Below are 24,628 nucleotides of genomic sequence, written 5' to 3'. Positions count from 1 at the left end.
GCGATCCTGTCTTTCAGGAGCATCCTATGAAGCTGGATCGTCGAATGCTGCTGCGCGGCGCCACCGCGGGGGCGGGCCTTGCGGCTTTGCAGGGCCTGATGCCCGCCTGGGCCCAGACGGGCTCACTGGGGCTGCGCGCTGACCTGCCCACGCTGACGGGCCCGAACGTCGATCTGACCATCGGTCATTCCCCCTTCACCGTGAACGGGCGCACCGCTACGGCCACCACGATCAACGGCGTGCTCCCCGCGCCGCTCCTGCGCCTGCGGGAGGGCCAGAATGTGCGGCTTTCGGTGACCAACACCCTGGACGAAGACACCTCCATCCACTGGCATGGCATTCTTCTTCCGTTCCACATGGATGGCGTTCCAGGGGTCAGCTTCCCCGGCATCCGCCCCCGCGAGACCTTCGTATACGAGTTCCCGCTGATCCAATCGGGCACCTTCTGGTACCACAGCCACTCCGGCCTTCAGGAGGCTCTGGGGCACTACGGCCCGATCGTCGTCGACCCGGCGGGCGCCGACCCCGTGGCCTACGACCGCGAGCATGTGCTGGTCCTGTCGGACTGGAGTTTCATGAATCCGCATGAAATCCTCGACAAGCTGAAGAAGAGCCCAGGCTACTTCAACCGGCAACGGACCAGCCTTTCAGGTCTCTTCGACGGCAGCGACCGCTTCAGCCTGGAAGAGCGCCGGATGTGGGGCGAAATGCGGATGGATCCGCGCGACATCCTCGACGTCAACGGCACCACCTACACCTATCTGATCAACGGTCACGGGCCCCAGGAGAACTGGACGGGCCTGTTCCGGCCGGGAGAACGGGTCCGCCTGCGCGTCATCAACGCCTCGGCCATGTCGATCTTCAACGTCCGCATCCCCGGCCTGCCGATGACGGTGGTCAATGCCGACGGCGAAAACGTGCGTCCCGTCGAGACCGACGAGTTCCAGATCTCGGTCGCCGAGACGTATGACGTCATCGTCCGGCCGACCGAGGACCGCGCCTACACCATCGTTTCCGAGGCCATCGACCGCTCCGGAATGGGCCGGGCCACCCTGGCCCCCCGCCTAGGCATGACGGCCGAGGTTCCGCCGCTTCGCGAGGTCCCGAACCTGACCATGCGCGACATGGGTATGGGCGGCATGGATCACGGGAACATGGCCGGAATGGACCATGGCGCGATGGGTGGCTCACAGAATGGTGCGATGGCGGGAATGGACCATGGTGCCATGGCCGGTTCCGCGGGCGGAGCCATGGCGGGGATGGATCACGGCGCCATGGCGACGCAGTCCGGGGGTGCGATGGCCGGGATGGATCATGGCGGCATGGCGGGCATGAATATGCGCGACCCCAACAATGCGCCCCCTGATATGGCCGTCGGGGTGGGCGTGGACTCCATCGCCATGGCACCGGCCAACCGGCTTGGCGAGCGCCCGCTCGGGCTGCAGGACGTTCCCCACCGTGTGCTGGTTTACACCGACCTGGTGTCGCTGGCGCCGAACAAGGATCAGCGCCCGCCGTCCCGGACAATGGAGATCCACCTGACCGGCAATATGGAACGGTTCATGTGGGGATTCGACGGGCGCAAGTTCTCAGAGATCGTCGAGCCGATCCGCTTCGAGCTGAACGAGCGGGTGCGGGTGACCCTGGTCAACGACACGATGATGGCCCACCCCATCCACCTGCACGGTCACTTCTTCGAGCTGGTGACGGGCGGACCTGTAGGACATCAGCCGCTCAAGCACACGGTCAACGTCGCGCCGGGAGGCAAGGTCACCTTCGACCTGACCGCCGACGCCCCAGGCGACTGGGCCTTCCACTGCCACATGCTGATGCACATGCACGCCGGCATGTTCAACGTCGTCACTGTTCGTCCCTTGGAAGGAGGCGCGTCATGATCCGCCGATCTGTCGGTCTCGTTCCCCTGCTGATCGCCGCCTCGGCCAGCCCGGTCTTTGCTCAGAGCCACGCCGGGCACCGATCGGCATCGGCCGCTGCACAGCCCGCCGCCCCGCTGCCAGCCGGCTGTGTGCGGCGCGGCGCACCGACCGGAGATCCGTCCCGGGTTGGCGCGCCTGGCGCGCCCGTCTGCCCGATCGGCGCCGTGCCCGAGCGGGCGCAGGCGGCGACGGATCCGCACGCGGGCCACGATATGTCGGCGATGGGGCAGGCTGCGCCGACAGGGGCCGACCAGTCCGATCCTCACGCCGGCCACGACATGTCTACGATGCAGACCAGCCAGCCAGCCCCAGCCGGCGTTCAGCCCAACCTTCACGCCGGGCATGACATGTCGGCCATGGGTCAGGCGGCGGCGGCCCCGGCCATGCCGGCGGGCCACGACATGTCAACGATGCAGGGTGGCCAACAGTCGTCCGCGGGAAGCCAGCCGGATCCACACGCCGGCCACGACATGTCGCCGATGCAGGCCAGCCCGCCAGCCTCATCCGGCGTTCAGCCGAACCCTCACGCTGGGCATGACATGTCGGCCATGGGTCAGGCGGCGGCGGCCCCGGCTATGCCGGCGGGCCACGACATGTCGACCATGCAGAGCGGCCAACAGTCGTCCGCGGGAAGCCAGCCGGATCCACACGCCGGCCACGACATGTCGGCGATGCAGGCTGGCCAGCGGCCGGCCACGGCCGGTCAGCTGGATCCTCACGCCGGGCACGACATGTCCGCCATGGGCCAGATGCCCCCTGGGCATGATATGTCCGCCATGGCCATGCCGCCGAACGTGCCGACGAGCGCGGACAATCCGGGTCGCCCGCCCGAGATGCCTCTCCCGCCGGGTGCGACGCGCGGCCCGGCCCACGCCGCCGACGCCTTCTTTGATCCTGCGGAAATGGCGGCGGCGCGCGAGCAGCTGCGGGTCGAAAATGGGGACGTGCGCACCACCGCCGTCATCCTCGACCAGCTCGAAGCCAGCTTTGGAGACGGCGAAGAGGGATTCGCCTGGGATGCCCAAGGATGGATCGGCGGAGACATCACCCGCTTCTGGTGGAAATCTGAAGGGGAGGGGGCATTCGACGGCGACGTCGAAGAGGCCGAGCTCCAGGCCCTTTACAGCCGCGCGTTCCGACCGTTCTTCGACTTCCAGGCGGGCGTGCGCCAGACCTATCGCCCCGAGGGCGACCGGACCGACCTCGTCGTGGGTGTGCAAGGGCTGGCGCCCTACTGGTTCGAGGTCGATGCGGCGGCGTTCCTCTCCAACAAGGGCGAGCTGACGGCGCGGGCGGAGGCCGAGTACGACCAACGCATCACCAACCGCTGGATCGTCCAGCCTCGAGCGGAGGTGGTGTTTTCGGCGGAGGACATCCCCGAGCTGGGGATCGGGTCAGGCTTATCGACGCTCCAGGTCGGGGCGCGGCTACGGTATGAGTTCCGCAAGGAATTTGCGCCCTACGTCGGTCTGGAGTGGACCAAGAGCTTCGGGGGCACGGCAGACTTCCTCGAAGCCGAAGGCAAGAATTCGGAAGAGACCCGGTTCGTGGTCGGCATCCGGACGTGGTTCTAGGGCACATCTTCTTCGGCTGACGTTGTCCGCTCCCTGGCTCATCGAGCCAGGGAGCGGCTGCTCGCAGGCTCGGCGCAGCGGCTCTCCTGTGCGGGTCGTCGTCGGGTCCAAGGTGACCGCAGCGTGTCGGGGTGCGTTCCTAACGTTGAGGTCTGCCTCGTTAGTGGCCATCGGCGTTTCCGATGAGCGGCTCTCCAACAAAGTCGGGTCGGGCGAGATGTCCAGTAAGGGTGCCGGGGCGATCAAAGCCAAGGACGGCCATCAAGCCGGCAAGCTCGTCTGGCGCCGCCTGCAGTACCTATCGACTTTTGCAACGCCTCCACCTTGCGGGTGCTTCGATGTAGCGGCGAGTAACATCTCAGACGCGACACCGCTCCGTCAGATCAATCGCCAGGGGAGACATTGAGCACTGACGCGAAAAACGCCGCACAGCGAACTGCGCGGCGTTTCTTCACGTCGGCCTTGGCCCCTCGGGGGAGGAGGCCGCCGTCTCAGTGAACCATGAACCGCACGACGCCCGTCATCTCATGGCCATCGGCGCCTTTGGCGCTCCAGGCGGCGGAATAGGAGCCGGGGGCCAAGCCGGGGAGGGGGGTGGTGACGGTGGTCGCCGGCTGCACGTCTGCGGCGACCGCCACCTCGATCGGCTCGCCGGAGGGCGCGCCGGTCAGCCGCAGCGACGTCAGAACCATGGCGTGGGGAAAGGTCGCCGAAAACGTCGTAGGGGCAGCGGCGAGCATGGCGTTGTCCGCCGGGCTCGTTACGACGCCAGAGGTCGGCGCCTGCATGGCGGCGTGTTCTTGAGCCGACATGCCCGAATGGGAATGGCTCTGGGCTTGGGCGATCGAGAGGGGGGCCAAGGCCGCGAGGGCGACGGAACCGGCAAGGATTGAGCACTTCATGAAAAACTCCTGATGCTTGAGGCGAACTACTGCTTGGGCGGCATGGTCATGCCGTCCATCTTGGACATGTCATGGCCGGCCATCGGATCGGCGGGCGGTGGCGTCGGAGCGGGCTCCGGCGCAGCCGTGGGCGCCGGGCGGCTTGGGCGGGGCGCCGGCGCCCGAGCCGGCGGATCCGCCTCGACCGCGGCGGCCGCAGGCGAAGCGGCTTCCTCCGCTGCGGCCACCGGAGCCGCCTCTGCGGGGGCTGTCGGCGTCGCGTCGGCCGTCCCCTCGGCGTCGACAGGCTGCGGATCGGCGGCGGGCTGGCAGGCCGCCAGGGTGAAGGCCGCGCCCGCGGCCAGGATCAAAACTCTCATGCGACAAACTCCTGGATGGCGACTGTCGGATCCAAACTCCGGCAGCACCTTCATACTGAATTACGCGGCGGCGGGCTCCAGCCCTCACACCCGCGACCGCGGGGCGACGTTATTGGAGACCCGACGCTCATCGTCGCCGAGAAGCTCCAGCAATTTTCGACGGGCACGGGCCACCCGTGTCTCCACCGCCTTGATCGACACGCCGAGCATGTCGGCAGTTTCCGCCTGGCTGTGGCCTTCGATCGCGGTGAGCAGAAGTGGGGCTTTGAGATGAGGCGGGAGGCGATTCATCGCCTCGTTCAACCGGGAGAACCTCCGGCTTGACTCAATCTGGTCGTCCGCCGGTTCCTGCCCATCCGCCACCGACATCGCCTCGGGCGATGCCAAATCCACGTCGCCTCGGATCAGTCGTCGCACCATCCGCCGCCGGCTCCAGTCCCTGCATTTGTTGAGGGCGATGGTCCGGATCCAGGCCTCGAACGGCCGCGTGGGATCGTAGCGGTGGATGTTGATCCAGGCCGCCGCGTAGGTGTCCTGCAGCAGATCCCAAGCGTCCTGCTCATCCCCCGCGTAGCGGCGGACGACCCGGAACAAAGCCGTCTTGGTCTGTCGCATCAATTCGCTGAAGGCCGCGCGGTCGCCTCCAGCCGCACGCGCGGAAAGGGGGCCTGGATCATCCACCTGGACCGCTATCGCTCGTCGGGCGCAAGCGCGGAGACGATGCGATCATCGAAGACCTCGGCCTGGGCAGGCGTCAGCACAGACCGCATCTCGAAGACGTGGGCGATCGTCTCCTTCTGCAGGGCGCCCATCGCAACGTGGAAATGATCGACCGCCGCCTGCACCTGTGGACCGTCGCCATCGCTCTGTTCAATGGCGCGCGCCAGTTCCAAGTTGGCCGCTTGAACCTCCGCTTCGAGCGCGGGTCGACGCGTCGCGAACCGAGCTTCGATCGCCTCGATCCGCGTCAGCTGCTCGGGCGAGAGTTCCAGGTCATGGTGCACGATGTCGTGCAGGGACGGCGCTTCGCGCTGGCTCAGAACCCAACTCGCGCTGATCCAGGTGCCCACGCCGCTGGCCAGCGCCGCCAGCACGGCCGTGAGGGCGATCGCCCGCCAGCCGCGCATCATCGACCGGTTTCCAGTCTCACCAGCGGCGAAAGACCCGCATCGACCGTGAAGATCGCCATTTCCCCGGGCGGCTGGGGTGCGGCGGTCGCGCCGACCCCGCCCGCGGTGAGACCCGTCACCATGGCGATCGCTACAGCCCCCACACGCAGCTGGGAAGCCAGTCGCTCGCCACGCAGGGCTTCGACCCGGCTCCAGACGAGGGACTCCAGCCCGTCGAGAGACCGACCGATCGGCGCCGCCGCCGACTTCGTCAGAATGTCATCCAGATCAACCGACATCGAACACTCTCCTTGCGCCCCTAGAGTCTCATACGGCTGGACCCGCGCAATCCCTCCAACGAGGGGAGGAGGCCCGGTGCTGCGTAGGTCTAGGAAGGGACGCCTATTGGAGCGAGATTATGGGAGGACGCAAATTCCTCATCGGGCTGGTCTTCGGACTGGCCTTGTCGCTTGGCGCTCCCGCAACCGCGCATGAGGCTCATGAGCCGGCAACGTCGTCCCGCAGCCAAAGCGCCGCGCCGGCCGCCGAAGGACCTCTGTCGGGCACGACGGCCATGCCGGGCATGGCCTCCGACATGGATCATGCGGAGATGGCGGATCAGGGCCCTAAACCCATGCCGCAGCGGCTGTATCGTTGGCTCGGCGCCATGCATCCGGCCGCCGTCCACTTCCCCATCGCCCTGTTTCTCGTCGCCGCCCTTCTCGAGATCGCCGCCCTGACGCTTCGTCGCCCGGTCCTGACCCAAGGCACGCGCGTGATCATCGCACTGGCCGCGATCTCCGGTATCGCCGCCGTGGCGTTGGGGTGGTTCGCCATGGGCCTGCCTGGACGGGACGACGCGACCCACGCCTATCATCGATGGCTAGGGACCTCGATCGCGGCCCTGGGTCTTCTCAGCTGGTGGGCCAAGGAACATTGGGTTCGACGACCGGAAGCGGCACGAGAAGTGGTCTACCTCGGTCTCTTGACCCTGACCGCCGGAGCTGTCGTGATCAACGGCCTGCTGGGCGGCATGCTCACCCACGGCATGAGGCATCTGATGTTCTGACGGTCACGACCACGCCCTGCTCAGTCGCCTTTCGGTTGCCTCTCTTTCATCAGACCCGCCTTCACAGCCATAGCCACCAGGAGTGCCATCCACGATGTTTCGTTCAACCTTCGCCGGACTGGCGATCGCCGCCAGTCTCGCCATTGCGCCTCCCGCCCAGGCTCAAGCCTCCGACGAGCAGGCCGTCCGCGCCGTCGTTGCAGCCTACAAGACCGCGATCGAGCAGATGGACGTGTCGCAGACCCCGACCCTGTTCTGGTCAGACTCCGAGGTCTTCGAGAATGGCGGCGTCGAGGGCTCGTTCGCCCACTATCTGGAGCACCACCTGGGACCCGAGTTTTCCGAACTCGCGGGCTTCGATTTCCGCGACCATGAAGTGAAGGTCGAGATCGATGGGGACACCGCCTTCGTATCGGAGACCTACACCTACCACATCACCTTCGAGGACGACGCCCGGGCCCCCATAGAGCGCCGCGGCGTCGCCACCAGCGTCCTGCGCAAGCGCGGCGATGAGTGGCGGTTCGACATCTATCATTCCTCGGCGCGCCCCTTCCGGCCCGCCGCCTGAGCCGCCCGGGCCCGGAGCTGGGGCTTGTTCGACAGATCGTTTCCTCGAGGCCTCATGGAACTCTCTCTACCGCTGTCGCGCCGCAGCCTCCTGGCGACCGGGACCTGCGCCCTCGCCGTCGCGGCGTGCGCGCCCATCAGCCGCGCGTCGAGCGAGCTCGCGGTCTACAAGACGCCGACCTGCGGCTGCTGCACGGCCTGGGTCGATCATATGCGGTCGGCCGGCTTCGAGGCCCGAATCACCGAGCTGCCGACTCTGAGCTCGACCCGCAGCACCCAGGGCGTGCCGGAGGCCCTGGCGTCCTGCCATACCGCTCTGATCGGCGGCTATGTTCTGGAGGGTCATGTGCCGGCCGAGGATGTTCGAAGGCTTCTGGCCGAGCGCCCGAGCGCCGTGGGCCTCGCCGTGCCGGCGATGCCGCTGGGATCGCCGGGCATGGAGACGCCGGACGGGCAGCGCGAGCCCTATGAGACCTTGTTGATCCTCGAGGGCGGCGGCACGCGCGTGTTCGCCCGCCACGCCTGACGGGCGTTCCGATGAAGGTGCTCAAGCTATCGACCCAGCTTCACAAATGGGTCGGGCTGGTCGTGGGGCTGCAGGTCCTGTTCTGGGTCGGCGGCGGCCTTGTCATGACCGTCATTCCGATCGAGACCGTGCGCAGCGAGCATCGCGCGGCCGAGGTCAGACCCAGCGCGATTTATCTGGACGATCTTCCGACGCTCGCGGCCGTGGCGCTTCGGGCCGGTGTGGACCCCGTGCAGGCGGAGTTGAGCACGACGCCGCGCGGTCCTGCCTGGACGTTGACGCCTGCCGACGGGGAGCCTGTCGTCGTATCCGCCGCGACAGGCGTCCCGTTCGCGCCGATGTCCCCTGTCGAGGCGTCGACTTTCGCCAAGCAGGCCTACAGGGGCGAGGCCGATATCTCGGGCACGGCGTTGTTGCCCCAGGCCCCGCAGGAGACGGGGCGGACGGGACCGCTTTGGCGCGTCGATTTTGCCGACCGGGAACGGACGAGCTTCTATTTGTCGCCAACGACGGGAGAGGTGGTGACGCGCCGCTCGGACGTCTGGCGCTTCTATGACCTCTTCTGGCGGCTCCACATCATGGACTGGCAGGCGGGCGAAAACTTCAACCATCCGCTGATCATCGTCACGACCCTCCTCACTCTGAGCATCGTCATCACGGGGATCATCCTGTTGTGGATCCGCGTGGGACGCGATCTCAAAGCGCTTCGAGCCTCTCGACGGACGAGCAGTTCAGGGTGATCCGTCCGGCGCGGACGCCGGTCGCGGGATCGCGCAGACAGCGCTCATGTCAGGCGGTGGGAAATCTCGGTCAGGGCCCGCAGGTCGGAGGCGAAACGCGCGATCGAGCCCCGGTGTCGATCCAGCTCGCCATAGGGCAGGTACCGGACATCCAGATCCGCGATCCGGCTGAAAGCCGGGCGTTGCAGCTGGGCGCGCACGTCGCCCTCCCGGCTGTCCGGGGCCACCAGAAACAGCCCCGCTGACGAGTGCAACTCGCCCGAGAGCGCCAGGTCCAGCATGCGCACCACGCCGGAATAGATGGTGGTGGAGTGTTCGACTTCGAAGGCCGCCGCCACCCGATCCGCGGCGGCGTCCAGCCACAGGACGTCGATCAGGCGGATCGACTCCGCCCCCGCGCCGTTCGCTAGGGCCGCGGGAAGTTGATCGAGGCATCCCTCGCCGAGGCGCGCGCCGTCGTGCAACCGGCCTCGGTCGTTGGCGGCGATCCAGACACGGTAGCTGAGCGCCCGTCCCAGATCGCGGAGCCAGGCCTGAATTTCGGTATGCGTGCGGTCCGTCTCGCGTTGCTGCGCCGTTGCTTTCTCGAACTTCATCGCTTCAAAGCGGGCCTGTGCGAGCCGGTCCTCCCAGTCCTGACGAGGGAGGGTGTCGCCCTCGAGGGGCGGGGCCGGGTACCGGCCGGAACCCACATCGAACAAAAATCCTGCGATCGCGCCCAAATCGTTCGACAGCAGGTCGCGGTACCGGGCGTTCAAAGCCAGCAGACCTTCCCGCATGGCCAGGTAGTGGTCCCAACTGCCGAGCTTCACCTTTGCGCCTGTGATCGCATTGTAGCCGTTGACGATGGCGGTGTTGAACGGTGGCGCGTGGGTGGGGTGCAGGAAGTAGATGAGGTTGGCGACGGCCGGTCCGAGGCCCTTGATCTTCAGCTGATCGATCGTGCGGATGCCTGAGAGGATCTCGTCGGCCGTCGAACAGCCGCTGCAATGATGCAGGAGACGGCCAAAGGCGCGCTGGTTCGCCGAGTTCTCGTAGATGTCGGGGATCCGCAGCTTGGGCTTCCACAGAAAAGCGTGGTCGGCGCCCTTGAAGATCTGGCGCTGCTCAGCGACCGAATGGACGATGGTCTCCAGAGACGAGCCGCGATAGGCGACGCCGAACCGGCCCGTCTCGATTTCCTCAACCACTTGGCCGATGCCTCTGCGGATCGACCGGAAGTTCTTCAACCGTTCGTCCCACAGAAACCAGGTTTGGTAGGTCGCCGCAGGGTCGTCACGCCACCGTTCGATAAGGTCTCGAAGTCGATCCTGCACGCACGTCCCCTCAGTCGCCCACGCCTTCTAGCCTAGGCGAATCGATCCGGCCGCGCCACGGGAACAAAGGGTCGTTCAGGCGCTTCATGCCTGCCGAGCTGCGGAGCCCGCGTGTCCGTACGGGCAGCCAGTGACTGGGTCTTTACAGAGAGCGGATAGGACCAATGGCCACAGTCGTCGCTCTTGGGGGGGGGCAGCGCCACCTATCCAGCAGGGGGCACCGCCCCACGTCTGCGTTGTTCAAGGGCAGCAAGAGACCGGTGCCCAATCAGTTGTCCTATGGCGTGATTGTCTCAACCGCTTCACGACAGGCGGTCTCGCACCGTCGGCATGCCTCGGCACAAATACGGCAGTGTTCATGCATATCCGCGTGCTTGTCGCATTCCGCCGCGCAGGTGGCGCAGGTGTCGGCGCAAGCCTCGAGCAGAGCCTTGATGACGGCCTCGTTGCTTCCCGTCCGTCGGGCACCGACCGCGCCCGCCGACGCGCAAACGTCGGCGCAATCGAGGGTCAGCCGAATGCATTGGACGAGGTCGGCCACCATGGCTTCGCCGAGACACGCATCGGCGCAGATGCGACAGGTCGCGGCGCAGTCATAGGCCGCTTCAACGGCGCGGATTAGCGCGTCATTGGTCGAACCTTCGACGTGGGGATGGGTGCTGATCATGGATTGGATATGCATCGAACTCTCCGGGGATGAACTTGGTCAATCCCAGGCGAAGGCGGTCGTTCCGCGTGTTGGTGCCTTGTCCTGTAAAATGCTCGCGCAGGAGAGGGAGCGTGTCGTCCAGCGACGCTGGGCCGCCTGTTTTTTCATCAGCGAGATCGCCGGTCATTCTCGAATTCCCGAAAGCCTGCAATCAACGGGTCGGCGTTATGCCCCGGCGAGGCGGCGATGATGTGATCGTCCGCAGACCGGGTTGCAAAACCTTGGAAGCAGAGGGGGCCGTGCTGTGTTGCACACGCGCCATCAAGTCACCTCGGCTGGGCATGATGAAGCGTTGAAACCCTCCCGTTCGCCGGAATGTTTGTCGTTGAGCGGCGGTGTAGCTGGGCGGTAGCCAGCCGTCGCGACCGCCGACGCTCACGACGACATGGACATATCCATCGCAGACACCGGCGCCAGCGTGCCCATGATCGCCACGAGGCCAAGAAGGGCCAGGGCGAGAAGGGTTTCCAGCACAAGGCTCCCCTTCAGCCGCGCCACGGCGGCTTGCAGACCCTCCGGATCGTCGAGGGCGTCCGACAGGCCGGGGGTCAACAGGAAGCGGTTCGACGCTGCCATCGCCAGCATGAGCCCAAACATACCGAGCTTGGCCAGAAGCAGGCCGCCGTAGAGGGTGGTCCACAGCCCGCTGATCCGATCAAGGCCGACCAGGAACAGACTGTTCACGGCTCCACTTACGATCAAGAGAGCGACGGCGAGGGTTCCAACACCCGAAAACCCGTGCAGCGCGGCATGCAAGATTCGATCCGATCGAGCATCGCCCGGCCGATGCCGCAAGGTCATGATGAGGAGCGCCGCCAACGCTCCGAGCCAGAGTGCGGCGGCCCAGCTGTGCAGGATGGCCGCGGCGAGGTGGGGATAGCGGCCCGCGCCTTCGGTCGCGGCTCCGTGACCCGTCCAGGCAAAACTCGCGCTGATCACGAGACCCGCGAAGACCAGACCCATCCACTGGAGTCTTGAGGGTCGCACGAAAAGGACCACGCCCAAGGCCGCCAAGGCCATCGCCGATCGGACAACGAAGGCGGGTCCCAGGCTCGTCCCGGTGATCATGAAGCCGATCGACGAGGGTTTGAGCCCCTCGGTGATCGACCCCGCCATCACGGAGGTCTGCGCGATCAAGCCCGCCGCCGAGGCAATCGCAACCACGGCGGCGGCCGACGCGATCAGGCCACGTGACCAGGCCTGGGAAGCGGCATCGCGCTCCTGCAGTCCGTAAAGCAGGAACAGCGGGGCGCCGAGCAGGATGACCGCCCCGCCGTACTGCGCCAACCGCAGGGCGATCACCAGAATGTCGAGCACCGCAGGTTACCGGACGGTGAAGGTAAAGTTGCCCGTCATCCGATGTCCGTCCGCCGACGCAGCGCGCCAGTTCACCGTGTAGGCCCCGGCGGAGAGAGGCCGGGCGGTCTGACCGGTGATGGTTTTTCCATCGGCCGACACGCTGGAGGTCACGGCGATCTCCGAGCCTGAAGCGCCGACAAGGTCGAGCCCTGAAAACGCGGGGGCGACGCGCTCGCTGAAGGTCACCGAAATCGAACGGGTCGAGTTGACCGTGGCGCTCGCCGCCGGCGTCGATGCGACGACCCGAGCGTGCGCGTCAGCCTGGGTCGCGATGAGAAACACGGCTCCAACCGCGCCGACGAAGGACAGAGCTTGGCGATTAAGCATAGGAACAACTCCACGGATTTACGGGCCCCACTAGATAATACGGCGGCTTGCGGCCGGCCCCTCTCTCTCTTCAAAATTTAGCCAAGCGTCCGCTTAATAGCGGTGCGAGCCAAGCGAAACGACGACCGAGCAAGTTTCGCCCCCAATTTGGGAACGGTCGTTGCCGTCGCCGGTCGACTCGCTACAGGACTCTGAGGAGCGCCGATCTTGCCGCGAGTCTTCCGTCTCATCTGCATCTGCTTCAGCGTCGCCCTTTTGGCGGCGTTGAACGCGCATGCGGTGGCGGAAGCGCAGCACTCCTTTGGTCACGGTGCCGGCTGGCCGCCTGTCTCATTGACGTCTGTCGATGACGACCACGGGGTTCACGTGCATGTCGCGCCGGCTGAGGCTCCAGACGAAGACCCGGAGACGGACGGCGAACAACAACCCATCGGGCACCATCACCACAGCGGCGGTGATCCGCACGCCGCGATCCCGACGCTTTCGCGGTCTCCGGTTCATGTTCTCGCCTTGGCGGCCGACCCGCTGACGCCCGGCGCGGATCACGCCTTGGTTGGCTGGGACCGAGAAGGCCTTGAAGACCCTCCGAAACGGACGCTGACGGTCATCTGAACCGGCGCGGCCGAGCGGTCGCGCGCGCCCTTTTCCGGAGATTTCCTTGAGACACCCAACCGCCGGCTTGGCCGGACGGCGGGCGCGAGCCGCGATGGCGTCCGTGCTCGCCATCACCGCAGGCCTTGGCCTGCCCTGCGGCATGGCCTTGGCCCAGAACGCCACGCCGGCTGCCGAGGCACCGCTTCCGACCCTGACGCTGCCTGACGCGCTGGTCCGAGCGGCCCAGTCCGACCCGGCCATCGCTGGATCGGACGCCCGCACCCGTGCCGCCGAGGCCGGCGTCCGTCAGGCCGATGTGCGCACCAACCCCCGCCTCGGCGTCGCAGTCGAGAACCTGCCGACGGTCGGCGGCGGCGGACTGATCGACCGGACCGAGGTGCGACTGACCTATTCCCAGGAGCTGGAGCGGGGCGGCGATCGGGTCGCGCGAACCGGCCGGGCGCGCGGCGAAGCCGATCTCGTCGCGGCGGAAGCCCGGGTCAGGCGGCTGGACCGCCTGGAGCAGGCGCAGCTCGCCTATGTCGAGGTGCTGGTCGCCGAAGCGGAACTGGACGTCGCCCGGCAACGGCTTGCTTTGGCGGAGCGGGTTCACGTCGAGACGTCGCGCCGGGTGGCGGCGGCGCGCGATCCCCTGTTCGCAGGGTCGCGGGCGGAGGCGGAATTGGTCGAGGCCCAGATCGATCTGGACCAGGCGGAGACGAGGCTGCGCGTCGCCCGCATCGCCCTGGCTAAGTTCTGGGACGGCACGGTGGACTTCTCCATCCCGTCGGACCTGTTCTACGACACTTCCGCGTCGCGGGCGCCCGTCGGCGAAATCGCCCAGGCGGACCTGCTCGTGTTCGATGCGCGGCGCAATCTGGCGGCGGCGGACGCCGCGGTCCAGCGCGCCGCCGCCGTGCCCAACGCCACGGTCGACGTCGGCCTGCGGCACGACTGGGACACGGGGGGTGTCGGCCTGGTGATCGGCGGGTCGATCCCGCTTCAGCGCTACGATCGTAACCAGGGAGCCATCGACCAAGCGGAGGCTCTGGCGACCGCCGCGACAGCGGACCGGAACGCGTTCCGCGTGGAAAAGGACCGCGAGGTCGCCCGGCTTCAGGTGGACATTTCGGCCGGGGCCAGCGAGGCCAGTCGCCTGCGCGAAGACGCCCTGCCGCTGGCCGAGCGCGCCGTCGCCGAGGTTGAGGCCGGCTTCGCGAGAGGCGGCTTCACCTACAACGACGTGGTCTCCGCGCACCGCGCCCTACTCGATCTGCGGCTGCGGCTGGTCGAGGTCCTTTCCGAACTCCATCGAGACGTCGCGCGACGCGATCGGCTGACTGGCGCCCACGATCCCTTCATCCTGCAATCGGAGGCGCGCCGATGAGCCCGTCCAATCTCGTTCGGGCGGCTGCGGCGGCCCTGTTCCTGGCCGGCGTCGTCGGCGTCGCCTCCTGCTCGGACGCCCCGTCCGCCGAAAAGGCCGAAGCCGAAGCCGGCGACTACGAGCGCGGCCCGCACAACGGCCGCCTGCTGCGAGACGGCGACTTCGCCTTGGAGATCACCCTCTATGAGGAAGGGCCAGAGCCGCTGTTCCGGCTCTATCCCTATCTGAAAGACAAGCCCCTCGATCCCCGGGCACTGGCACAGTTTGAAATGAGGCATTGAGGGGCGTCCCAGCCCGCGACACGACCTTCGACCTGAACCGAAGGATTGTGCCAATGCGATACAGGATGGATGTGGTGACCGCGCCGATGGCGGGGTTGGCGGTGCGGCGTCGCTGGGTGAACGGCGCCTCGCAGTTCGTCGGTGCCATAGACGGGCGCGAGTGCGTTTGCTCGCCGACGTTCGAGGGTGCTGTCCAGGCGCTGTTGCGGCGGGCCTGCCATGCAGTAGTTCATTGAAGTCGTGAATCGACAATTGTCGCGGAAATCGCAGTTACATCGAGTTTACTTGAGATGTATTGCGGCGACAGAAACCGACGCGGAGTCCTTTCTACGATCATCGAAGTTGTTTCAATTATATGAGAGAGCAATTCTTACCGTCAATAATTAGGTTGGACTCCGCGTTAACGATCTTTATAGCGTTCCGTCAGGGCGAAGACTCGTTTCGTAAGCTGGTTGACTCGTTCGGGTGAAATAGATGCACGACTGTGTCGTGATTGATGAAGTGGAGACCGCTTGATATGGTCGCATTGGTTGCCGGAGAAGGCAGAATGAACGAGGCGGAGCGCGCGGCGCTGGCCCGCGAAGTGGACAAGCTGGTCGGCGAGGTGAACCCCGACGGGACGCCCTATGTCGATCCCGAGGGGACCGTGGACCCTGGCCTGTCGCGCCAGCACCCGCGCCCCTCCCCAGAGAAGATCAAAGCGATCGCGAGGCGACTCGCGCAGCAAATGCCCCCGCTCGCCGACGACTAGTGAGCCGGCATCAGCCGGCGCGGACGGCGATGGCGGACAAGTCGGCCTCGTGATCCACGGGCAGCTTTGCGGCCTTGCGTTCGGAATACCGATCGACCAGCGCGGTGGCATGTGGCCGGGTGAGAATGGTGAAGCGCACAAGTTCCTCCATCACATCGACGATGCGATCGTAGTAGCTGGACGGCTTCATCCGGCCCGCCTCATCGAACTCTTGGAACGCCTTAGCGACACTTGATTGGTTCGGGATGGTGATCATGCGCATCCAGCGGCCAAGCAGGCGCAGGGTGTTCACTGCGTTGAAACTCTGCGAGCCGCCGGAGACCTGCATCACGGCCAGTGTGCGTCCTTGGGTCGGCCGCAGGCCACCGATGCTTAGCGGCAAGTGGTCGATCTGAAGTTTCATCAGGCCGGACACCTGGCCGTGGCGCTCGGGGCTGCAGCAGACCATCCCCTCGGACCAGAATGCGTGCTCGCGCAGTTCCTTCACTGCCGGGTGCTCATCGTCGCCGGGCGAGCCGGGCAGTGGCAGGTTGGACGGATCGAAGATGCGGGTCTCGCAGCCCATCAGGCGCAGCAGGCGGGCCGCTTCCTCGACGCAGAGGCGGGAGAAGGACCGCTGACGCAAGGAGCCGTAGAGCAGCAGGATGCGGGGCGGGTGGTCGTTCGGACCGAGGCCGACGGCCGGCGTGAGCGACAGGTAGGCGGGGTCCAGCGCGGGCAGGTTGTCCGGCTCCGGTAGGGTGCGTAGACGACTCATCAACAGACGTCCTTGCCGGGGGCGGTCGCCGGGAAGAACCGCCGGCCCAGCCACAGGGCGACCGAGACCAGCAGGATCAGCACCGGCACCTCGACTAGCGGTCCGATGACGGCGGCGAAGGCCACGGGAGAGGCCAAGCCGAAGGCGGCGATCGCCACCGCGATGGCGAGTTCGAAGTTGTTGGAGGCGGCGGTGAAGGCAAGGGCGGTGGTGCGCGGATAGTCCGCCTCTATCAAGCGGCCCATCAGGAAGCTGACCACGAACATCACCAGGAAGTAGATCGTCAGCGGAATGGCGATGCGCAGGGCGTCGAACGGGAGGGCGACGACGTCCCCGCCTTTCAGGCTGAACATGGCGACAATGGTGAACAGCAGAGCAATCAGGGTGATCGGCCCGATGCGCGGCAGGAAGCGACGCTCATACCAGTCGGCGCCTTTGCGCCCGATGAGGGTGCGGCGGGTCAGAAAACCGCCGAGGAACGGTAGCCCCAAGTAGATCAGGACGGCGCCGGCAATGGTCCAGAAGCTGACATCCACGACGCTGCCTTCCAAGCCGAGCAGCGGCGGCAGGAACGACAGGAAGAACCACGCGTAGGCGCTGAAGAAGACGATCTGGAAGACCGAGTTGAAGGCCACAAGCCCGGCGACATACTGGTTGTCGCCACGCGCCAGTTGGTTCCAGACCAGCACCATGGCGATGCAGCGAGCCAGACCGATCAAGATTACCCCGGTCATGTATTCCGGCTGGTCGCGCAGGAAGATCACCGCCAACACGAACATCAGCACCGGGCCGAGAACCCAGTTTTGGAACAGCGACAGCGCCAGCACCCGCTTGTCGGCGAAGACGCGCGGCAGTTCCTCGTATTTCACCTTCGCCAAGGGCGGATACATCATCAGGATCAGCCCGATGGCGATGGGGATGTTGGTCGATCCAACCGATAAGCTGTCCAGCCACGCAGGCAGGCCGGGAACCGCCGTGCCCAGAAGCACGCCCAGCGCCATGGCGACGAAAATCCACAGGGTGAGCCAGCGGTCGAGGAAGGAGAGCCGGCGTGGCGCGTTGTCGTAGGTCACGGGGGTGTCGATCATCGGCGCACCCTGTGCCCGGACTCGTCGATGACGACTTCGCCGTCCTCCTTGACGAAGGGCTTCAGTCCTTCCGTGGGGAGCAAGTCGAGGACTGCTTCAGACGGCCGACACAGTTTTACCCCCGAAGGGGCGACGACAATTGGCCGGTTCAACAGGATCGGGTGGACTTCGATCGCGTCGAGCAGGTCGTCGTCGGTCAACGCTGGGTCGCCGAGACCGAGTTCCGCATAGGGCGTGCCTTTCTCCCGTAGCACCTCGCGCACGGCGATCCCCATGCGAACGACCAGTTGGCCCACCAATTCTCGGGCCGGTGGCGTTTTCAGATACTCGACGACGTGCGGCTCGATCCCGGCGTGTCGGATCAGGGCTAGGGTGTTGCGAGACGTCCCGCAGGCGGGGTTGTGATAGATGACGATGTCCATGGCGACCTTCAGGGGCAGCAGGGCAGGAGTTCGGCCAGCAGCGGCTCGCACTTGTCGGCCTGGCCACCGCAACAGTCGGCGACGAGGAACAGAATCAAACCCCGAACACGGTCGATATTCGGCCTGAAGTAAATCTCGCGGCCTTTTCGCTCGAACGACACCAGACCGGCCTCGGTGAGTATCCGAAGGTGGGATGACATCGTGCTAGCGGGCTGGCCGAACTTATCGGCGATCTCGCCGGCTTTCAGTCCGTCGGGAGCGTTCTTGATAAGCAGCCGAAGGACATCAAGCCGCCGAGGGTGCCCAAGCGCGGAAAAGCATCTGACGGCGAGTTCGTTATCCATTCTTCGACAATCCTCGAAAAGTCGGAGGATTGCAAGGTGAGTCTTAAGCCCCCGGTGACTTTCCAGTCCGACGTGATCTTAGTTCTGGATCAGTCTAATCAAGGTCCCGTCCGGGTCTACCAGGGCACCTATCCGCAATCCCGACTCCTCGGTCTTAGGTGCGTGCAGGCGTGGTTGGCCCATGCACGTCTCGGGCAGTCCCGTCGCTTTGCAGATGGCATAGAAGGCATCAAGGTCGTCGAGGCGCAGGCAGCAACTGAAGCAACTCGTCAGCGGGTCAACTTCCGGGTGAGGGAAGAACTCCAGCGTCAGTTCGCCCCGCTTCATGATCATCCAGCCATCGTCGCGCCACCCCTGTTCGAAGCCGAATTGAGAATAGAACCGCGATGTCGTCTCGAAATCCCGCGACGGCAGATTGGGCGTAGCATGGTCGGTCACGGCGATCTCCAGATCGAAGCGGCTTGTAGCGGACACTAGCCGCAGCAACCCTTGCCATCCACCTGGATCGGCGGGCACGGCACATCGGCGTAGGAGCAGAACACGCAGCAGTCACCGGGCTCGGGTCGCAGTTTGGTGCCGCAGCCGAGGCAATCGTAGAACCAGATGCAGGCGTCGGTCGGCATCATCTCAGTCGCCATATGACCACATTGTGGGCAGGTCAGCGTCGATTCCAGCAGGATAGATGTCATCGCATCGCCGCCAATTGGGGCATGGCCCACGGTTCGATGTAGGGCTCCCAAGCTAGTGACAGCGCCACCAGGAACGAGGCGACGACTAGCAACCAAAAGGCCAGCGGCGAAGGGCGAGCACAGGCGGCGTTGCGCTTGCATAACTGAAGACGGCGCCAGTGCAGCAACCAACCCGCCGCCAAGATCACGGCGGTAAGAAGCGTCAACCAAGTCCGCGCGCCGGCGATGATCGCAGCGCCGGCGAACGAGACACCGGCTACCGACAAAGCCAGCGGCAGGACGCAGCAGGCCGCCCAAGCGAAAACGGCGGCGACTCCACTGACAGCCGCCGACGCGCCGACGGCGACCTCTGGGATACGAGGACGGTTCTGATCGGTCATCATGGTGTCTCCTGCTCAATCTCTGATACAGCCTACAACCCGTAGCCACTACGGGATCAAGAGGATGCGCAGTCAGGTTTTGACCATCGGACGCCTGGCGCGTGGTGCCGGCGTCAATTTGGAGACGGTGCGCTACTACGAGCGGATCGGGCTGATGCCAGCCCCAGCCCGGACGGAGGGCGGCCATCGAAGCTATGCGCCAAGTCATTCTCAGCGCTTAAAGTTCATCCGTCGGTCCCGCGAACTCGGCTTCGGCATCGACGCCATTCGACGGCTGATCGCGCTGAGCGAACCGGAGGTTCAGGCTTGCAGCGAGGTGCGCGACATGGCCCAGGAGCAGGTCGCCAGCATCGACGCAAAGATCGCCGACCTGCGACGCCTTCGAGCCGTCTTGCAACAAGCCGTCGCCGATTGTCGCGACGGACGGGAAATCCGCTGTCCGGTGATCCAAGAATTAGGGTTGAACTGATCAAGCTGCTACTGGCCTGCACCTTGGCAGCAAAGGTCATTCGATAATTTCGAGACCGTCGTAAGGGGTTGGCGAAGGTCCGTCGGTCCAGTGCCAAGTCTCCGGCGTGCGCTGCATGGCCTGCATCCTTTGCGAAGCGACGGCGGGGATGTTGGTCGGAACTTCAGACGATGTGCCTGACGGCGCCAAGGTGATGGTGAACTGGTGAGGCGCGCCCCCGAAGTTCACTTCGACCAGGATCGCCCGAACCGTCCCCTCCGGGATCGAAAGCTGATCGGCGAAGATGAAACCGCCCGTGGCGGCTCCGGGATCGACGGTGGTGGTCTGCAACACCGTGCGGCCCCGCTCGGCCATCGCCTGCCGCAGGCCGCGCTCAATCAGGGCGCTCGACAGATAGAATTCGCCGGAGGCCCGGCGGAACGCGATCTCCGTCCCGCGCGGATGATCGCCGGCGGCGCGATAGGCGAGATAGCGGATGCCGGCGCCCCCGCCGTCGCGCGACCAGCGATCCGGCGTCGGCAACAGGCCGCGCCGTTGATAGAATCGCACCGTCTCGACCCCGACCCCGCCCTCGCGCGCCAAGCCCGCGATCGTCCGATCAGGTGGTGACGCAGTTTGATTTTCTAGATTGATAACGGTGATCAGCGGCCGGAGCGGTGCGTGGCGAACAGAGGAGATCGCCATGCGCTACAACATCGAAACCATGGAACTGCGTCGGGGAAACCAGACGCTCACCGTCGCTCAAGAATTCATCGGAGGCGTAGTCCGCTACATCGGTCGAGTCGATGGGCGCGTCTGCGTGCAGTCGCCGACCAAGGAGGGTGCCGTTTGCTCTCTGCTGCGCCGTCTCGCCTACTCTCCGGCGGCCTGACCTAAGCCGACGATGCGTGCTATGCTGACCGAGACGAGGTGCGGATGACCCGAAGAGACAGGACGCGCGATGACGAGCGAGCGGCCCGCATGGTGCGGGCCGCTCGCCGGTTTTCGGGCGAAACTGAAGACGACGAAACGCCTATCACGGCCGAAGAAGAAGCCTTGATGGCCGAGGTGAAAGCGGAGCACCCCCGGCCTACGCGGGAAGAACTCCGAGAGATGGCGCGGGCGTTGGCTCGCGGGCGCTAATGAAGAACGCCGGGCTCGAAGGCCCGGCGTTTTGCTTTTCAGGAAGGCTGATCTCTGACGTCGCTCAATATCTCAAACGCTCCCTTGGCCGCCACGATCGCAACCAAGGCGCCGACGATCAGGTCCGGCCAAGCCTGACCGAGCCAGAGGACCAAGCCGCCGGCGACCAGGATGCCGCCGTTGGACACGAAGTCGTTGAAGCTGAAGGTTTCGGCGGCGCGCATGTTGACGTCGTCGCTGTCCACCTTTTGCAGCAGCTTCAGGCACCAGAGGTTCACGAGGGCCGCAGCGAGGGCCATGACCATCATGGTCGGCCCGATGGGCTCCGTCCCCATCAGCCATCGACGGCCAACGTCCGCCAGAACCCCGATCGCGAACAGCAGCAGGAGAACCCCGGACATCGTGGCGGCCGTCTTTTTCCATCGCGGGGCGCGGCCCACGGCCAGGAAGCTGATCAGATAGACCGCGCTGTCCGAAGCGTTGTCGGCCGCGTTCGCCAGCAAGGCGCTGGAGTCGGCCAGCCAGCCCGCCACCCCCAGCGCCAGGAACAGCCCGAAGTTCAGGACGAGGACCAGCAGCAGCGTCCGGCGCTGCCGCTGGTCTTGAGCATTCAGGGCGTTCAATCGTCCATTCCTTCCGACGTCCGGTGTTTGACCGCCCTGGCCGCGAAGGTCGGCAGGACGAGCAGGGTCAGGATGGTCGCGGTCAGCAGACCGCCGATCACCACCGTCGCCAACGGCTTCTGCACCTCGGCGCCGGCGCCGTGGGCCAGCGCCATCGGGATGAAGCCGACGATGGCGACGAGCGCCGTCGTCAGAACGGCTCGCAGGCGGCTGGACGCGCCTTCGATGGCGGCTTGGTTGGGCGTCAGCCCGGCCGTCAGCCGCTCTCGAATGGCTTGCATCAGGACAAGGCCGTTCAAGGTCGCCACGCCCGACACAGCGATGAAGCCGACCGCCGCAGAGACCGAAAACGGCATCCCGCGCAGCAGCAGCGCCAGGGCTCCGCCCACCAAAGCCAGAGGGACGCAGGCGAAGACCAGACCGGCCTCCGCGAACGATCCCAACGCCAGGAACAGCAGCACCCCGATCAGGACGAACACGATCGGAATGACGAGGCCGAAGCGTTGCTCGGCTCGCTTCAGGTTCTCGAACTGCCCACCCCAATCGAGATAGACCCCGGCCGGCAGGGCGATCTCTGCGACTTGGCTTTGGGCCTCGGTGACGAAGCCGCCCAGGTCACGCCCGCGCACATTGGCCTGGACCACCATACGGCGGCTGCCGTTCTCGCGGCTGATCTGGTTCGGCCCCTCCGCCGTCTGAATCCGCGCGACCGAAGACAAGGGCACGATCACGCCGGTGTCGGACACGATGGGAAGCGCCGCCAAGGCCGCCGGGTCGTTGCGGGCGTCGTCGGGCAGGCGGACGACGACGTCGAACCGCCGGTCGCCCTCGAAGATGCGTCCGGCCTCGGCGCCGCCGATGCCGGCCGAGACCGCTTCGCTGACGTCTGCGGCCGACAGGCCGTAGCTGGCGGCGGCGGTTCGATCTACGCTGACGGTCAGGGTGGGCAGGCCGGACGCCTGCTCGACCCGAACGTCGGCCGATCCGGTCGTCTCCCGAAGCGCGGTCGCGACCTGATCCGCGACCCGCTGGAGGGTGTCGAAGTCGTCGCCATAGACCATGACCGCGAGGTCTGTGCGCACGCCGGAGATCAGTTCGTTGAACCGCAATTCGATCGGCTGGCTGAATTCGAAATTGTTGCCGATCTGCTGGGCGGCCACGCCTTCGATCCGTTCGATCAGTTCTTCCTTCTCCAGGTCCGGATCGGGCCAATCCTTGCGGTCCTTGAGCACGATGACGCTGTCGGAGATGTTGGGCGGCATGGGGTCGACGGCGGCCTCGGCCGTGCCGGTGCGCGAGAACATGGTCTCCACCTCCGGCTGGGCCTTGATGGCGCGCTCCAACGCCATCTGCATCGTCAGGGATTGCTCCAAGGAGGCGGATGGGACGCGCAACGCCTGCATGGCGATGTCGCCTTCGTCCAGGGTCGGGATGAACTCCCGTCCCAGCGCCATGAAGGATGCGAGCCCGACCGCGAGGGCCGCGACAGCGGAGATCAGCACGATCTTCGGCCGTGACACCGCCACCTGGATCGCCGGCTGAAGGAAGCGCCGGGCGAAGCGGAGAAGCCAGGTCTCGTGCTCCGCGACCTGACCGTCGGCGCCGACGTGAACGGACTTGGGATCGCGCACAAGCAGGGCGGTCATGGCAGGCACGAAGGTGAAGGAGAAGATGAAGGCTCCGACGAGGGCAAGCATGACGGTCGCGCCCATCGGCTGGAACGTCTTGCCCTCGACCCCTTCGAGCAGCAGCAGCGGTGCGAAGACCAAGAGGATGATCAACTGGCCGAAGGCGGCCGGCTTCACCATCTGGCGCGCGGACTGAACCGCCACGTCCAGGCGCTCATGTCGGGTCAGCATCCGCCCCAGTTGAGCCCGTCGTTGGGTCAGCATCAGCAGGGTATTCTCGATCACCACGACCGCGCCATCGACCATCAGACCGAAGTCCAGCGCACCCAGGCTCATCAGATTTCCGCTGATGCCGAACCTGTTCATGCCGATGACGGCGAACAGGAAGGACAGCGGGATCATCAGGGCCGTGATGGTGGCGGCGCGGATGTTGCCCAGCAGCAGGAACAGAACGACGATGACCAGCAGCGCACCCTCGGTCAGGTTCCGAGCGACGGTCGAGATGGTCGAGTTGACCAGCTCGCTGCGGTTCAGAACCGGCAGGGCGACGATGCCAGGAGGCAGGCTGTCGTCCACCACCGCCAGCCGCTCGGCCGCCGCCTGGGCCACCGTGCGGCTGTTGCCGCCGGCGATCATCAGGGCTGTGCCGAGCACCGCCTCATGCCCGTCACGGCTGGCGCCGCCCAGGCGTGGGGCCTGACCGATCTCGACTGTGGCGACGTCGGCGACCCGGACGACCAGGCCGCCGCGATTGACCACGGGGGCTTGGGCCAGATCGTCGATGGTCAGCGCCAGAGCGTCGGTGCGGACGACCAGGGCCTCGCCCGCGCGCTGGATGTAGCCGGCGCCGGCCTGCGTATTGGCGCGTTCGACCGCCTGGACCAGGTCGCCGAGGCCCAGACCATAAGCGGACAACCGCGCGGCGTCGGGCCTGACGGCATACTCCTTGACGTAGCCACCAACGGTATCGACGCCAGCTAGGCCAGCGGTCGTGCGCATCTGCGGCGCGATGATCCAGTCCTGGACCGTCCGCAGATAGGTCGCGCGCTGCTCTGGCGTCGTCAGTCGCTCACCCTCCGGTGTCAGGTAGACGCCGCCGGCCTGCCAGCCGGGCTGGCCGGGTCTGGAAAGGTTCTCGGTGTTGAAGGGGACGTAATCGACCGTCCACATCAGCACTTCGCCGAGGCCGGTGGTGATCGGCGACAGCCCCGGCTCCACGCCTTCAGGAAGGCCCTCCGACGCGGCGGCGAGCCGTTCGGCGACCTGCTGACGCGCGAAATAGATGTCGGTCTGGTCCGTGAAGATCGCGGTGATCTGACTGAAGCCGTTGCGTGACAGTGACCGCGTGCTGGTCAGGCCGGGGATGCCCGCGAGGGCAGTTTCCAGCGGATAGGTGACCTGCCGCTCGATCTGCTCGGGCGCCAGGGCGGGGGCGACCGTGGTGATCTGAACCTGTCTGTTGGTGATGTCGGGAACGGCGTCGATGGGCAGCTTGGTCAGTTCGAACAGACCCAGGGCCGCCACGAGGCTGACGGCTAGGATGACGAACCAACGGAAGCGGACGGATGCCGCGATGATTGCGCTGAACATGCTGTCGCT

31 protein-coding genes are annotated in these 24,628 nt (G+C 66.0%); 12 read left to right on the top strand and 19 right to left on the bottom strand.

Going from position 1 to position 24,628, the window contains the following annotated elements; genetic code table 11:
• Positions 1 to 26: 26 nt before the first annotated feature.
• Positions 27 to 1,895, top strand: coding sequence for a copper resistance system multicopper oxidase (locus Q333_RS0109140; protein ID WP_029416439.1), 1,869 nt, complete (start codon positions 27 to 29; stop codon positions 1,893 to 1,895).
• Positions 1,892 to 3,511, top strand: coding sequence for a copper resistance protein B (locus Q333_RS17305; protein ID WP_245591516.1), 1,620 nt, complete (start codon positions 1,892 to 1,894; stop codon positions 3,509 to 3,511). Before Q333_RS0109140 ends, Q333_RS17305 begins: the two co-directional genes overlap by 4 nt.
• A 491-nt stretch (positions 3,512 to 4,002) precedes the next feature.
• On the opposite strand, the gene Q333_RS0109130 is transcribed toward Q333_RS17305, so the two are convergent.
• From Q333_RS0109130 to Q333_RS0109110, 5 genes are all read right to left on the bottom strand, one after another.
• Complete coding sequence (locus tag Q333_RS0109130; protein WP_051651214.1) at positions 4,003 to 4,413, bottom strand: copper resistance CopC family protein; 411 nt, start codon at positions 4,411 to 4,413, stop codon at positions 4,003 to 4,005.
• A 26-nt stretch (positions 4,414 to 4,439) separates the two neighbouring features.
• Entirely contained in the window at positions 4,440 to 4,772 is a 333-nt protein-coding gene (locus Q333_RS16470) for a hypothetical protein (RefSeq protein ID WP_157072410.1), read from the bottom strand.
• 84 nt (positions 4,773 to 4,856) lie between these two features.
• Positions 4,857 to 5,453, bottom strand: a complete 597-nt coding sequence (locus Q333_RS0109120) for an RNA polymerase sigma factor (protein ID WP_051651212.1) — start codon at positions 5,451 to 5,453, stop codon at positions 4,857 to 4,859.
• 8 nt (positions 5,454 to 5,461) lie between these two features.
• A complete protein-coding gene (locus tag Q333_RS0109115) occupies positions 5,462 to 5,902 on the bottom strand; it encodes a Spy/CpxP family protein refolding chaperone (RefSeq protein ID WP_029416435.1) in 441 nt (146 codons plus the stop codon).
• On the bottom strand, positions 5,899 to 6,180 hold the full coding sequence (locus Q333_RS0109110; RefSeq protein WP_029416434.1) for a hypothetical protein: 282 nt from the start codon (positions 6,178 to 6,180) through the stop codon (positions 5,899 to 5,901). The genes Q333_RS0109115 and Q333_RS0109110 overlap by 4 nt, the downstream gene beginning before the upstream one ends.
• A gap of 119 nt (positions 6,181 to 6,299) precedes the next feature.
• Here Q333_RS0109110 and Q333_RS0109105 point away from each other — a divergent pair, with 119 nt between their 5' ends.
• The 4 genes from Q333_RS0109105 (at position 6,300) to Q333_RS0109090 (ending at position 8,783) form a co-directional block, all read left to right on the top strand.
• On the top strand, positions 6,300 to 6,950 hold the full coding sequence (locus tag Q333_RS0109105; protein ID WP_051651211.1) for a DUF2231 domain-containing protein: 651 nt from the start codon (positions 6,300 to 6,302) through the stop codon (positions 6,948 to 6,950).
• 94 nt (positions 6,951 to 7,044) lie between these two features.
• On the top strand, positions 7,045 to 7,518 hold the full coding sequence (locus tag Q333_RS0109100; RefSeq protein ID WP_029416432.1) for a YybH family protein: 474 nt from the start codon (positions 7,045 to 7,047) through the stop codon (positions 7,516 to 7,518).
• A gap of 54 nt (positions 7,519 to 7,572) precedes the next feature.
• Entirely contained in the window at positions 7,573 to 8,043 is a 471-nt protein-coding gene (locus Q333_RS0109095) for a DUF411 domain-containing protein (protein ID WP_035294032.1), read from the top strand.
• A gap of 11 nt (positions 8,044 to 8,054) precedes the next feature.
• The gene (locus tag Q333_RS0109090) at positions 8,055 to 8,783 is read left to right on the top strand and encodes a PepSY domain-containing protein (RefSeq protein WP_029416430.1); all 729 of its coding nucleotides are present in this window, start codon (positions 8,055 to 8,057) and stop codon (positions 8,781 to 8,783) included.
• A gap of 44 nt (positions 8,784 to 8,827) precedes the next feature.
• On the opposite strand, the gene Q333_RS0109085 is transcribed toward Q333_RS0109090, so the two are convergent.
• The 4 genes from Q333_RS0109085 to copC form a co-directional block, all read right to left on the bottom strand.
• Positions 8,828 to 10,099 carry a hypothetical protein gene (locus tag Q333_RS0109085; RefSeq protein ID WP_029416429.1) on the bottom strand — a complete coding sequence of 424 codons (1,272 nt, stop codon included), beginning with the start codon at positions 10,097 to 10,099 and terminating at the stop codon, positions 8,828 to 8,830.
• Between the two features lie 277 nt (positions 10,100 to 10,376).
• A complete protein-coding gene (locus Q333_RS0109080; RefSeq protein ID WP_029416428.1) occupies positions 10,377 to 10,781 on the bottom strand; it encodes a four-helix bundle copper-binding protein in 405 nt (134 codons plus the stop codon).
• 402 nt (positions 10,782 to 11,183) lie between these two features.
• Positions 11,184 to 12,125, bottom strand: a complete 942-nt coding sequence (gene copD / locus Q333_RS0109075) for a copper homeostasis membrane protein CopD (protein ID WP_029416427.1) — start codon at positions 12,123 to 12,125, stop codon at positions 11,184 to 11,186.
• Positions 12,126 to 12,131: 6 nt separating this feature from the next.
• Complete coding sequence (copC, locus tag Q333_RS0109070; protein ID WP_029416426.1) at positions 12,132 to 12,494, bottom strand: copper homeostasis periplasmic binding protein CopC; 363 nt, start codon at positions 12,492 to 12,494, stop codon at positions 12,132 to 12,134.
• 207 nt (positions 12,495 to 12,701) lie between these two features.
• On the opposite strand from copC, the gene Q333_RS17615 reads away from it, so the two are divergent.
• From Q333_RS17615 to Q333_RS0109050, 4 genes are all read left to right on the top strand, one after another.
• Positions 12,702 to 13,106, top strand: a complete 405-nt coding sequence (locus Q333_RS17615) for a hypothetical protein (protein WP_157072409.1) — start codon at positions 12,702 to 12,704, stop codon at positions 13,104 to 13,106.
• A 46-nt stretch (positions 13,107 to 13,152) separates the two neighbouring features.
• Positions 13,153 to 14,475, top strand: a complete 1,323-nt coding sequence (locus Q333_RS0109060; RefSeq protein ID WP_245591515.1) for a TolC family protein — start codon at positions 13,153 to 13,155, stop codon at positions 14,473 to 14,475.
• Positions 14,472 to 14,756 carry a hypothetical protein gene (locus Q333_RS0109055; protein ID WP_029416424.1) on the top strand — a complete coding sequence of 95 codons (285 nt, stop codon included), beginning with the start codon at positions 14,472 to 14,474 and terminating at the stop codon, positions 14,754 to 14,756. The genes Q333_RS0109060 and Q333_RS0109055 overlap by 4 nt, the downstream gene beginning before the upstream one ends.
• A 547-nt stretch (positions 14,757 to 15,303) precedes the next feature.
• Positions 15,304 to 15,507 (top strand): hypothetical protein, encoded by a 204-nt coding sequence (locus Q333_RS0109050; RefSeq protein WP_029416423.1) that lies wholly within the window; start codon positions 15,304 to 15,306, stop codon positions 15,505 to 15,507.
• A 10-nt stretch (positions 15,508 to 15,517) separates the two neighbouring features.
• On the opposite strand, the gene arsH is transcribed toward Q333_RS0109050, so the two are convergent.
• The 7 genes from arsH to Q333_RS0109015 form a co-directional block, all read right to left on the bottom strand.
• A complete protein-coding gene (gene arsH / locus Q333_RS0109045; RefSeq protein ID WP_029416422.1) occupies positions 15,518 to 16,264 on the bottom strand; it encodes an arsenical resistance protein ArsH in 747 nt (248 codons plus the stop codon).
• A complete protein-coding gene (gene arsB / locus Q333_RS0109040; protein ID WP_029416421.1) occupies positions 16,264 to 17,352 on the bottom strand; it encodes an ACR3 family arsenite efflux transporter in 1,089 nt (362 codons plus the stop codon). Before arsB ends, arsH begins: the two co-directional genes overlap by 1 nt.
• Positions 17,349 to 17,774: an arsenate reductase (glutaredoxin) gene (gene arsC, locus Q333_RS0109035; RefSeq protein ID WP_029416420.1), complete on the bottom strand. Its 426-nt coding sequence runs from the start codon at positions 17,772 to 17,774 to the stop codon at positions 17,349 to 17,351. Before arsC ends, arsB begins: the two co-directional genes overlap by 4 nt.
• Before the next feature lie 8 nt (positions 17,775 to 17,782).
• Positions 17,783 to 18,118, bottom strand: coding sequence for an ArsR/SmtB family transcription factor (locus Q333_RS0109030; RefSeq protein WP_029416419.1), 336 nt, complete (start codon positions 18,116 to 18,118; stop codon positions 17,783 to 17,785).
• Between the two features lie 78 nt (positions 18,119 to 18,196).
• On the bottom strand, positions 18,197 to 18,556 hold the full coding sequence (locus Q333_RS0109025; RefSeq protein ID WP_029416418.1) for a bleomycin resistance protein: 360 nt from the start codon (positions 18,554 to 18,556) through the stop codon (positions 18,197 to 18,199).
• A 35-nt stretch (positions 18,557 to 18,591) separates the two neighbouring features.
• Positions 18,592 to 18,807, bottom strand: coding sequence for a GDCCVxC domain-containing (seleno)protein (locus Q333_RS0109020; protein WP_029416417.1), 216 nt, complete (start codon positions 18,805 to 18,807; stop codon positions 18,592 to 18,594).
• Positions 18,804 to 19,187 (bottom strand): MFS transporter permease, encoded by a 384-nt coding sequence (locus tag Q333_RS0109015; protein WP_245591513.1) that lies wholly within the window; start codon positions 19,185 to 19,187, stop codon positions 18,804 to 18,806. Before Q333_RS0109015 ends, Q333_RS0109020 begins: the two co-directional genes overlap by 4 nt.
• 64 nt (positions 19,188 to 19,251) lie before the next feature.
• Here Q333_RS0109015 and Q333_RS0109010 point away from each other — a divergent pair, with 64 nt between their 5' ends.
• Positions 19,252 to 19,656, top strand: coding sequence for a MerR family transcriptional regulator (locus Q333_RS0109010; RefSeq protein ID WP_029416415.1), 405 nt, complete (start codon positions 19,252 to 19,254; stop codon positions 19,654 to 19,656).
• Between the two features lie 36 nt (positions 19,657 to 19,692).
• On the opposite strand, the gene Q333_RS18070 is transcribed toward Q333_RS0109010, so the two are convergent.
• The gene (locus tag Q333_RS18070; protein ID WP_035294030.1) at positions 19,693 to 20,238 is read right to left on the bottom strand and encodes a hypothetical protein; all 546 of its coding nucleotides are present in this window, start codon (positions 20,236 to 20,238) and stop codon (positions 19,693 to 19,695) included.
• Between the two features lie 100 nt (positions 20,239 to 20,338).
• Between Q333_RS18070 and Q333_RS0109000 the strand changes: the two genes are divergently transcribed.
• A complete protein-coding gene (locus tag Q333_RS0109000; RefSeq protein ID WP_029416414.1) occupies positions 20,339 to 20,527 on the top strand; it encodes a hypothetical protein in 189 nt (62 codons plus the stop codon).
• A gap of 289 nt (positions 20,528 to 20,816) precedes the next feature.
• Here the strand turns inward: Q333_RS0109000 and Q333_RS0108990 are convergent, their stop codons facing one another.
• Both Q333_RS0108990 and Q333_RS0108985 read right to left on the bottom strand, forming a co-directional pair.
• Positions 20,817 to 21,401 carry a cation transporter gene (locus Q333_RS0108990; RefSeq protein ID WP_029416412.1) on the bottom strand — a complete coding sequence of 195 codons (585 nt, stop codon included), beginning with the start codon at positions 21,399 to 21,401 and terminating at the stop codon, positions 20,817 to 20,819.
• Positions 21,398 to 24,619 (bottom strand): efflux RND transporter permease subunit, encoded by a 3,222-nt coding sequence (locus tag Q333_RS0108985; protein ID WP_029416411.1) that lies wholly within the window; start codon positions 24,617 to 24,619, stop codon positions 21,398 to 21,400. The genes Q333_RS0108990 and Q333_RS0108985 overlap by 4 nt, the downstream gene beginning before the upstream one ends.
• Between the last annotated feature and the right edge of the window lie 9 nt (positions 24,620 to 24,628).

It is taken from the genome of Brevundimonas bacteroides DSM 4726, assembly GCF_000701445.1.
Lineage (GTDB): Bacteria > Pseudomonadota > Alphaproteobacteria > Caulobacterales > Caulobacteraceae > Brevundimonas > Brevundimonas bacteroides.
Note: the sequence above shows the minus strand (reverse complement) of the source record. Positions and strands in the feature narration are given on the sequence as shown.